Origin of the sequence: Streptomyces niveus (assembly GCF_001723055.1) — a bacterium.
GTDB classification, from domain to species: Bacteria; Actinomycetota; Actinomycetes; order Streptomycetales; family Streptomycetaceae; genus Streptomyces; species Streptomyces niveus.
Genome location: NZ_MDCR01000299.1, coordinates 1 through 9477 on the forward strand (window position 1 = coordinate 1; position 9477 = coordinate 9477).

Annotated in this window: 11 protein-coding genes; 7 read left to right on the plus strand and 4 right to left on the minus strand. The window is 70.6% G+C overall.

Translation table 11 applies throughout. The annotated features are described in order from the left end of the window. Positions 1 to 70: 70 nt before the first annotated feature. Complete coding sequence (locus tag BHU15_RS29200) at positions 71 to 1423, plus strand: MFS transporter (RefSeq protein ID WP_069629909.1); 1353 nt, start codon at positions 71 to 73, stop codon at positions 1421 to 1423. Between the two features lie 228 nt (positions 1424 to 1651). Further along, positions 1652 to 2359, plus strand: a complete 708-nt coding sequence (locus BHU15_RS29205) for an alpha/beta hydrolase (protein ID WP_069629915.1) — start codon at positions 1652 to 1654, stop codon at positions 2357 to 2359. A 76-nt stretch (positions 2360 to 2435) separates the two neighbouring features. On the opposite strand, the gene BHU15_RS29210 is transcribed toward BHU15_RS29205, so the two are convergent. The 3 genes from BHU15_RS29210 to BHU15_RS29220 form a co-directional block, all read right to left on the minus strand. Continuing rightward, complete coding sequence (locus tag BHU15_RS29210; protein ID WP_079128449.1) at positions 2436 to 2984, minus strand: AAA family ATPase; 549 nt, start codon at positions 2982 to 2984, stop codon at positions 2436 to 2438. Between the two features lie 36 nt (positions 2985 to 3020). After that, positions 3021 to 3392 carry a VOC family protein gene (locus BHU15_RS29215; RefSeq protein ID WP_069629910.1) on the minus strand — a complete coding sequence of 124 codons (372 nt, stop codon included), beginning with the start codon at positions 3390 to 3392 and terminating at the stop codon, positions 3021 to 3023. Between the two features lie 178 nt (positions 3393 to 3570). Beyond that, positions 3571 to 3828, minus strand: coding sequence for a type B 50S ribosomal protein L31 (locus tag BHU15_RS29220; RefSeq protein ID WP_023536441.1), 258 nt, complete (start codon positions 3826 to 3828; stop codon positions 3571 to 3573). 176 nt (positions 3829 to 4004) lie between these two features. Between BHU15_RS29220 and BHU15_RS29225 the strand changes: the two genes are divergently transcribed. Both BHU15_RS29225 and BHU15_RS29230 read left to right on the plus strand, forming a co-directional pair. Further along, positions 4005 to 4598: a GNAT family N-acetyltransferase gene (locus BHU15_RS29225; protein WP_069629911.1), complete on the plus strand. Its 594-nt coding sequence runs from the start codon at positions 4005 to 4007 to the stop codon at positions 4596 to 4598. A gap of 139 nt (positions 4599 to 4737) precedes the next feature. Then, positions 4738 to 5535, plus strand: coding sequence for a DUF427 domain-containing protein (locus BHU15_RS29230; RefSeq protein ID WP_069629912.1), 798 nt, complete (start codon positions 4738 to 4740; stop codon positions 5533 to 5535). 4 nt (positions 5536 to 5539) lie between these two features. On the opposite strand, the gene BHU15_RS29235 is transcribed toward BHU15_RS29230, so the two are convergent. Continuing rightward, positions 5540 to 6079 (minus strand): CGNR zinc finger domain-containing protein, encoded by a 540-nt coding sequence (locus BHU15_RS29235; RefSeq protein WP_069629913.1) that lies wholly within the window; start codon positions 6077 to 6079, stop codon positions 5540 to 5542. Between the two features lie 90 nt (positions 6080 to 6169). On the opposite strand from BHU15_RS29235, the gene BHU15_RS29240 reads away from it, so the two are divergent. The 3 genes from BHU15_RS29240 to BHU15_RS29250 all read left to right on the plus strand — a co-directional run bounded on the left by BHU15_RS29240 (position 6170) and on the right by BHU15_RS29250 (position 9250). Then, on the plus strand, positions 6170 to 6889 hold the full coding sequence (locus BHU15_RS29240) for a haloacid dehalogenase type II (protein WP_069629914.1): 720 nt from the start codon (positions 6170 to 6172) through the stop codon (positions 6887 to 6889). A gap of 149 nt (positions 6890 to 7038) precedes the next feature. Further along, entirely contained in the window at positions 7039 to 8169 is a 1131-nt protein-coding gene (locus BHU15_RS29245; protein WP_023536446.1) for a lectin, read from the plus strand. Positions 8170 to 8290: 121 nt separating this feature from the next. Then, the gene (locus BHU15_RS29250; protein WP_247748577.1) at positions 8291 to 9250 is read left to right on the plus strand and encodes an aldo/keto reductase; all 960 of its coding nucleotides are present in this window, start codon (positions 8291 to 8293) and stop codon (positions 9248 to 9250) included. Positions 9251 to 9477 lie beyond the last annotated feature (227 nt).

A 9477-nucleotide genomic window follows, 5' to 3' on the forward strand; every position in this document is an offset into this window, starting at 1 on the left:
TCCCCACGCACACCACCCGCTGACGTACCCACCGCGTAACCGGTGATCAAAGGTGATTAGGAGTTACGGCATGAGCGCGAGCAACAGCGCACCCTCCCCGGCCGCCGCCACCGCTCGGAAAGGCGATCGCGGCAAGCTCAGGACCTCCCTGGGAGCCGCCGCGGGAACCTGTGTGGAGAACTACGACTTCGTCGCGTACGGCACGGCGTCCGCCCTCTACTTCGGTGACGTCTTCTTCCCCGAGTCCGACCCGGTCGTCGGTACGCTGCTGGCCTTCGTCACGCTCGGCGTCGGCTTCCTGATGCGGCCCATCGGCGGCGCCGTCGGCGGCCATCTCGGTGACAAGTACGGCCGGAAGCCCGTCCTGGTGGGCGCCCTGCTGACGATGGGCATCGCCACGGTCCTCATCGGTCTGCTGCCCACGTACGCGCAGGCCGGTATCGCGGCGCCGATCCTGCTCGTGCTGATCCGCATGGTGCAGGGCCTCGCGTTCGGCGCCGAGTGGGGCGGCGCGGTGATGATGGCGTACGAGCACGCGCCGCGCAGGCGGCGCGGTCTGTACGCGGCGATACCCCAGGCGGGCAATCCGCTCGGCATCGCGCTCGCCAACATCGCCTTCCTGCTGTCCGTGAATCTCGACAGCGATCTGGCGTGGCGCATACCGTTCCTGGCCAGCTCGGCGCTGATCGTGGTCGGTCTGGTCGTCCGGGTGAAGCTGACGGAGTCCCCGGAGTTCGAGGAGACCAAGGCGAGCGGCCAGACCGTCAAGAACCCGGTCGCGACGGTGCTGCGGAACGACTGGCGCAACATCCTGCGGATCATCGCGCTGCGCGTCGTCGAGTCCTGCGCGTACTACCTGACGGCGACCTACCTGCTGTCGTACATCACCGACCGCGACGAGGGCGACCGGGGCATCGCGCTGGCGGGCATCGTCATCGCGAGCATTCTGGCTGTGGGCACGACGGTGCTGTCCGGGGCGCTGACCGACCGGATCGGCCGGCGGAAGCTGTATCTGGCCGGGTGTCTGCTGGCGGTGGCCTTCGGCTTCCCGATGTTCCTGATGGCCAACACCGCGAATCCGGTGCTCATCGTGCTGATCTATCTGGTCGCGATCGGTGTGATCCACGCGGCGCTGACCGGTACGCAGGCGGCGTGGTTCGCGGAGCTGTTCAAGACCAACACCCGTACGTCCGGGGCGTCGTTGGGCTACCAGATCGCGGCGTCCGTCGCCGGGTTCGCGCCGTTCCTGGCGGTGCTGCTGGCGGAGTCGTTCGACTGGGCGGGTCCGGCCGGGTTCTACGTCGTCATCGGTCTGGTCGGACTGCTGGGTGTGGCGACGACGCGGGAGACCTGGGGTCCGCGTGAGCGCGCGGCGGCGGAGGAGGCCGACAAGGCGGAGCTGCTCCTGGCGGGCCGGTCCTGACGCCGAGGCCGGCACCGACACCTAGCCCGACGCCGACGTCACGGAGCACGCCCGCCCGCGCACACACGGGCGGGCGTGCTCGGGCATGCGGAATCGATACGGCGGACGAGGCATCCGCGGCGGCCTCGGCGTCGAATACTTTCTGTGGCGGGCGGGGTCCCGTCCGCCACGGATGACACGGATGACAGCGACAGCGACAGCGATGACAGCAGAGAGGCCGGACACCACGTGCCCGTCAGCGACCCGCGTGCCCCGCTCCCGCCCGCCCTCGTGCTCGACAGATCGGTCCGGCGGCCCCGTACCGCCGTGCTCCTGCTGCACGGGGGACGTTCGGAGGGCATGGCGCCGCCGTCCCGGTGGAATCTGGCCGCCGCGCGGATGCGCCCGTTCACCCGGGCGATTCTTGGTGCCACCGAGGGCCACGACGTGCTCGTGGGCCGGGTCCGCTACCGGCACCGGGGGTGGAACGGCGAGCGCGCGGACGCCGCGGTGGACGCGCGCCGGGCGCTGGACGAGCTGGAGCTGCTCGCCGGTGCGGTACGGGTGGTACTGGTCGGTCATTCGATGGGCGGGCGCGCCGCGCTCGCCGTGGCCGGGCACGACCTGGTGCGCGGCGTCGTGGGACTCGCCCCGTGGTGTCCTGTCGGCGAGCCGGTGGAGCAGTTGGCGGACCGGCGGGTCGTCCTCGTACACGGCGACCGGGACCGTACGACCGACCCCTTGGGCAGCCGCGACGTCGCGCGCCGCGCCCGCAGCGCGGGCGCCGACGCGTGCGCGGTGCTGATGTCGGGCGGGGACCACGCGATGCTGCGGCGGGCCGGTGAGTGGCACACGCTCACCACCGGCCTGGTCTCGGGCCTCCTCGGGCTGGCGCCGCTGCCCGGTCCGGTGCGGAGGGCGTTCGAGGAGGGGCGGGATCCTGCCACGAGCGACTGAGGATCTCGGCGAGCGACCGGCGTGCGTCACCGTACGCCGGTTCCCTGAGGCGGCCCGTTCCCCCGTCCTCCCCCGGTCAGACCGTGGTGACGAGCGCGGCCGGGAGGTCGGCGAGGATCGCCGAGACCGTTTCCTGCGGTGTCTGCCTCGTCGTGTCGAGCCAGCGGCCGATGCGTGGCGTGTCCGCGTGCAGGCCGTGGTGGAGTGCCTCGACCGTCCAGGGGCCGTAGCCGGTCTTCGGGCGCGCCGCCTCCCTGCCGCGTACGGCTTCGACCGACGGCGTGAGCACGACGACGTAGAGCGGTCGGGTGCGGATCCTGGTGACGAAGTGGCCCAAGTCCGGGCCGATGACGATGTCCTGGACGATCGCCGTCCATCCGTCGCTCGCGTACTCGTCGGCCACCATGGCCGTGATCCGCTGCCGCAGCTCCACTTGGGCGACGGCCTCCGCTGTCGGCTCGGGCAGCCTCTCCTCGCGGCCGGAGACGATCATGCGGCGGAAGGTGTCGCCCCGGACGTGGGCGGCGCGGGGCAGGCGTTCGGCCAGGAGGCCCGCGACGGTGGACTTTCCGGCCGCCATCACGCCGGTGATCAGGACGACTGCGGAACGTAGTTCGGTGCTCACGGGCTCTCCGGGGATCGCGTCGGGCTCGGCCTTCGATCAGCCGTGGGCGGTGTCGATCACGCAGAAGCGGTTGCCCTCGGTGTCCGCGAGGACGACGAAGTCGGCGTCGTCGGGATAGCGGTCCCAGTCGACGCGTTCGGCGCCCAGGGACTCCAGGCGCGCCACCTCCGCGGCCTGCTCGGCGGCGTCGCGCGCGTAGACGTCGAGGTGGACGCGGGGGTGTTCCTGCACCGGCGTCGTGCTGAGGCCGAGGGAGAGGCCCGGCCCCGGGCCGTCGGCGGGGACGAGGACGACCCAGTCGTCCGCCACCTCGCCGTCGCGCGGGACGTAGTCCAGTGCCCGGCTCCAGAACTCGGCCGCGCGCCGCACGTCGGCGGCGCCCATCACGATCGTCCCGATGCTGATCATCCGGTGATGCTGTCAGAGGCCATGGGCGGTGATCAATTCGTTTTGGCCGTCGCGCGGGGACCGGTGAAGGGGCATGCGGCGGTGACGACGACATGGGAAAACCCCGGCCGCGTGATCCTTCGATCCCGCTGCCGGGGTTTGTGGTCTCCGTCTTCGCGCCGCAGCTTCTCGGTGGCGCTCATCCGCGGTTCGAGGCGTCGCCGTAACGGCGCTCGAATCGCTCCACACGGCCCGCGGTGTCACGAACCTGCGAGTTACCGGTGTAGAAGGGGTGGCTCGCCGATGAGGTCTCGACGTCGACGACGGGGTACACCTTCCCGTCCTCCCACTCGATGGTCTTGTCCGACTCGGCGGTCGAGCGCGTCAAGAACGCGACATCGGCGGCTCGGTCCCGGAATACCACCGGACGGGACTCGGGGTGTATACGAGGCTTCATATGTCATCCTCCTGTCGCCGACCGCCCGGGGTCTGTCGACCCCCGGTATGTGTGTCAACGGTGGGGGGAGGCCGGATATTCCGCCGAATTCCGGTGGCCCACCCGTGGTCGATCAGCTGGTAGTTGGCCGGTACGCGCGGCGGACCGACCAGGAGTTCCGGTGATATTCTCGTTATATGGCTGACCGAATACATCGGGTCATTATCGAAGGCTCCCGGATCAGTACTCCCCGGTTGATCCTTCGACCTTGGGCAGCCGGCGACGCGGCCGCGGCGCTGCCGGTCTACGGCGTGCACGAGGTGTCCCGATGGCTCGCGCCGGCCTTGGAGCCGGTGTTGGACCTGGCGGACATGGAGCGCCTCATTGAACGGTGGGTGACCGAGTCGGACACCCTCGAACCTCCTCAGGGCCGGTGGGCCATCTTCCTTCGCGAGACGGACCAGCTGGTCGGAGGGGTGGCGTTGCTGCCCCTCCCGCCGTTTGGCAGCGATCTGGAGATCGGCTGGCAGCTGGCTCCGGACGTATGGGGTCAGGGGCTGGCCGCTGAGGCGGGGCATGCCGTGGCGCATCAGGCTTTCGAGTCGGAAGTCGGGGTGGAGGAGCTGTTCGCGGTGGTACGGCCCCGGAACAGCCGGGGTGCGGCGACGGCCCGCCGGGTCGGGATGGAGTGGGTCGGCGAGACGGAGAAGTACTACAACCTGTCATTGCAGGTCTACCGTCTGCGCAAAGGTGACCTCGACGCGGGTGGTCCCACGGCGGCCTTCCGCTGACGCTTGACGACGGCTGGGCGGCGACACGTGACCGGGAATGCCGGGGACGTCGCTGGGGTGCGCTTGACGCGCCTGACGCGCTCGGGCGTGTGATGGTGGATCAGGCAGCCCCATCACCGACCAGGGACGGGAAGCTTTCATGCCTGAGGACGCCCAGTACTTTCCGCAGATGATCGTCCCCGTCGGTCATGTCGAGCCGGTGGCGCGGCGTATCCGCGCGTTCCTGGCCGGCAGCGTGCTGTTCGACACCGTGCGGGCCCGGTACGTGTGGGAGTGGCCCGGCTATCCGCAGTACTGCGTCCCGGCGGAGGACTTCACCGAGGGCGTTCTCGTCGACGAGGACCACACGCAGAAGCTGAGCCTGGGGGTGGCCCGGCGGCACGGGCTGCGTATCGGCGAGGTCGCGCGGCCCGGTTCGGCGCGGCTGTGGACCGAGGAGGCGCCGCCGGGTCTCGCGGGCACCGTACGTATCGACTGGGGCGCTCCTGACGCGTGGTTCGAGGAGGACGAGCAGGTGTTCGTGCATCCCCGCAGCCCGTACACGCGGGTGGACGCGCTCCGGTCGGGCCGCGCCGTCCGCGTCGAACTGGACGGGGAGATCCTGGCCGAGGCCCCCTCGGCCGTCATGGTGTTCGAAACGGGCCTGCCGACCCGCTACTACCTCGACCTCGTACACACCGACCTCACCAAGCTGGTGCCCAGCGACACCGCCACCAGCTGCCCCTACAAGGGCACCACCAGCGCCTACTGGTCCGTCAGCACGGACGCCGGCAACTACCCGGACGTCGCCTGGTCGTACGACTTCCCGACCCGGCAACTCTCGCCCATCGCCGGCCTGGTGGCCTTCTACAACGAACAGACGGACATCTTCCTCGACGGCCGCGCGCTCCCCCGTCCGGCCCCCGTGAGCCGCACCACGAGGCCCGGGTCAGGCTGACGTCTCAGGGCGCGGCCCGTCTGCGGGCTCGGTACGCCGCCGCCTTGACGCGGTTTCCGCACTCGTCCATGCCGCACCAGGTGCGCCGGGCGCCGCGCGAGCGGTCGAGGTAGATACGCGTACAGCTGGGGCGACCGCACTCCTTGAGGCGGGCGTGCGGGTCGGCGAGCACGGTCATAGCGCTTCTGGCCAGGTGGGAGAGGACCGCGGGGAGGTCTCCGGTCATTCGCAGACCCGCGTCGCCGAGCGTGAGGGTGGGCGGGGTCCCGGCCGCCGTGGCGTTGACGACACCGAGGCTGTCCGGGTCGAAGGGCCGGTCGAGTACGCGGTCGAGAGCGAGCCGGTAGGTCGCCTCACGCAGCGCGAGCGCGGACTCGAAGGTCGCCGCGTCGGCGGTGACGTGGTCGGGGAGCCCGTCGCAGGCGGCCACCCATCGTTCGAGATCCCCGGGTGCGGTCAGGGCGTCGAGGGGGTTGTCCCGGCGCGACCTGACGGTGCCGGTCAGATCGAGGGCGGGGTCGCCGCTCACAAAGGCGAAAGTCACGTCACCATCTTGACCGGTGACGCGTCGGATGGCAACGTCGTCACCTGCTGAACCGGTGACACCGAAACTCCGGCATGAACGGGAGAGCACATGGCCGACATCCGCGCTGTCGACATCGACGTCGTCGTCTTCGACATCCTCGGCACCCTGGTCGACGAACCCGGCGGGCTTCGGGCGGAGATCCGCGACGCGCTCTCCGCGTCCGGCGGCGGACCTGACGGCGGGTCCGACGACTCCGTCGATGAGCTGCTGGCTGTGTGGCAGCGGTATGTGGAGTCCGAGCAGCGGTGTATCGGGCGGCGGGAGCGCGCGTACGCCGACAGCGAGGTCATCGACAGGGAAGCCGCCGGGCGCGTGGCCGACCGTGCCGGACTGACCGATCCGGCGGCGATCGAGCGACTGGCGACCGCGAGCCGGCGTCTGCCGGCGTGGGGCGACTCCGTCGCCGGTCTCGAACAACTCGCCAGGCGGTTCCCGGTGCTCGGTCTCTCCAACGCCGCACACCTCACGCTGCTCCACCTCAACGCGTACGCCGGGCTGCGCTGGCACCACGTCCTGTCCGGCGAAGCCGTCGGGGCCTACAAGCCGGCCCCTGAGGTCTACGGGCTCGCCGTCGACACCGCCGGCTGTCCGCCGGAGCGCGTGCTCATGGTGGCCGCCCACGCCTGGGATCTCCGTGGCGCCCGCGCGAGGGGCATGCGAACCGCGTACGTACGACGCCCGGTCGGGGATCCGCCGACGGACTCCGATGTCTTCGACGGGCGGTTCGAAGGACTGGAGGACCTGGTGAACACGCTGACGGCGCGGTAGCCAACCAGCCTGTTTCGCCATGCACTTGACAAGGTCTAGACCTTCGCTTTCAATCCAATCGACACACCTCCCGCACATCTCCTCCTTGGCCCTGCCGGCCCGCCGGCAGGGCTCCGTGCGCCGTTGGCGCGAAGGGACAACATTCAGAGATGTTGAGCAAATCCGGCAGAGGCCTCTCCCTCGTACGGTCCGCGATCCTCCTGGCGGTCGCAGCCCTCGTCGCCACTCTCTTCACCGCCCCCGCCGCCCAGGCCGCCGACGGTCAGATCACCGGCCTGGCGGGCAAATGCGTCGACGTCGCCGGCGCGAACAACGCCAACGGCACCCCCGTACAGCTCTACGACTGCAACGGCAGCAACGCCCAGCGGTGGTCCAACTCGGGCGACGGCACGCTGCGCGCGCTCGGCAAGTGTCTGGACGTCTCGGGCAACAGCACCGCCGACGGGGCGCTCGTCCATCTGTGGGACTGCACCGGCGGCGCGAACCAGCGCTGGGTGGTCTCCGGCGCGAACGACATCGTCAACCCGCAGGCGAACAAGTGCCTGGACGTCCAGGACCGCAACTCGGCGAACGGCGCCCGGCTCCAGATCTGGACCTGCTCGGGACAGTCGAACCAGAAGTGGAACGCGCCGAGCAGTGGTGGCGGCAACCCCTCGCCGGGCGGCTTCGTCGTCAGTGAGTCGCAGTTCAACCAGATGTTCCCGGGTCGCAACGGCTTCTACAGCTACAGCGGTCTCACGGCCGCGCTGAGCGCCTACCCGGCGTTCGCGAACACCGGCAGCGACACCGTCAAGCGCCAGGAGGCCGCGGCCTTCCTCGCCAACGTCAGCCACGAGACCGGTGGCCTCGTCCACATCGTGGAGCAGAACACGGCCAACTACCCGCACTACTGCGACGCTTCGCAGCCCTACGGCTGCCCGGCCGGCCAGGCCGCGTACTACGGGCGGGGCCCGATCCAGCTCAGCTGGAACTTCAACTACAAGGCGGCGGGCGACGCGCTGGGCATCAATCTGCTCGCCGACCCGTGGCGTGTCCAGAACGACGCGGCCGTCGCCTGGAAGACCGGTCTCTGGTACTGGAACACCCAGAACGGTCCCGGCACCATGACCCCGCACAACGCGATGGTCAACCAGGCCGGCTTCGGCCAGACGATCCGCTCCATCAACGGCTCGCTGGAGTGCGACGGGCGCAACCCGGCGACCGTCCAGAGCCGGATCAACAACTACCAGCGCTTCACCCAGATCCTGGGTGTCGCGCCGGGCGGCAACCTGTACTGCTGATCCGCACCCGGTCCTTACCGATCCGCACCGACCCGCGTCGGCGGGACCAGCCGCACACCGTGGCCCCGGGGAGCCTTCCCCGGGGCCACCCGGCGTCCGGGGGCCGCCGTAGGATGATCGCGTGAGAGACGAAGCGGAGACGAAGACCGGCGACCGGCTGCTCTACGGGTGCATGGGGCTCGGCGGCGCCTGGGACACCACCCCGTACGGCCCGGGGGACATCGACGCCGCCGAGGCGGCGGTCCAGGCGGCGCTGGACATCGGGATCACCACGTTCGACCACGCCGACATCTACCGGCACGGGAAGTCCGAGGCCGTCTTCGGCGAGGTGCTGAGCCGAACCCCCGGACTGCGGGAGCGAGTTGTCCTCCAGACCAAGTGCGGCATCCGTCTCGCCGACGGCGACCGGCCCGGTATCTACGACCTGCGCGCGGGGAGCATCGTCCGGCGTGTCGAGGAGAGCCTGACCAGGCTGCGTACGGACGTCATCGACGTCCTGCTGCTGCACCGGCCCGACCCGCTCGCCGACCCGGACGAGGTCGCGGGCGCGCTCACCTCTCTTCACGAGCAGGGGCTCGTCCGGCGGTTCGGCGTGTCGAACATGGGCGGCGCGCAGATCGCGCAGCTGAAGTCCGCGCTCGGACTCCCCCTGGTCGCCAACCAGTTGGAGATGAGCCTCCAGCGGCGGGACTGGGTGGAGGCCGGGGTACTGGTGAACACCCCGGCGGCGGCCGGTATCGGCTATCCGCTCGGGACGACCGAGTACTGCCGGGCGAACGGGATCGCCCTCCAGGCCTGGGGAGCCCTCGCGCAGGGCCGGTACACGGGCCGCGAGGAGACCCCCGACGAGGTGGCCACGGCGCGGCTCGTCGCGTCGCTGGCCGAGGCGAAGAACACCACGCCGGAGACGATCCTGCTGTGGTGGCTGCGACGGCATCCGGCCGGGATCGCGCCGGTCGTCGGCAGCGCGCGGCCGGAGCGCATCCGGGCCTGCGCCGACGCGGCCGTACGGGAGCCGGAACTCGGCCACGAGGAGTGGTACGACCTGTGGCTGACGGCGCGTGGCGCGCCGCTGCCCTAGGGCGTGTCCGCAAAGTAGCGTCGTCCGCCCGAAGGGCGGGGCTCACGCCCGCCGCGGAGCGGCTGATGTCGCGTTGGTGCGTGCGATCGCAAGGCGGAGGATCGGCGTTGTGGATGGCCCGGCCGTACTCGGTCGAGTCCGACAACGCAGGGGGCACCTCCCGTGCCCGAAGGGCTACGGGGGAGAGCGTGCGTGCCAGGCGTCGTGAGCCAGACGGGACTTTGCGG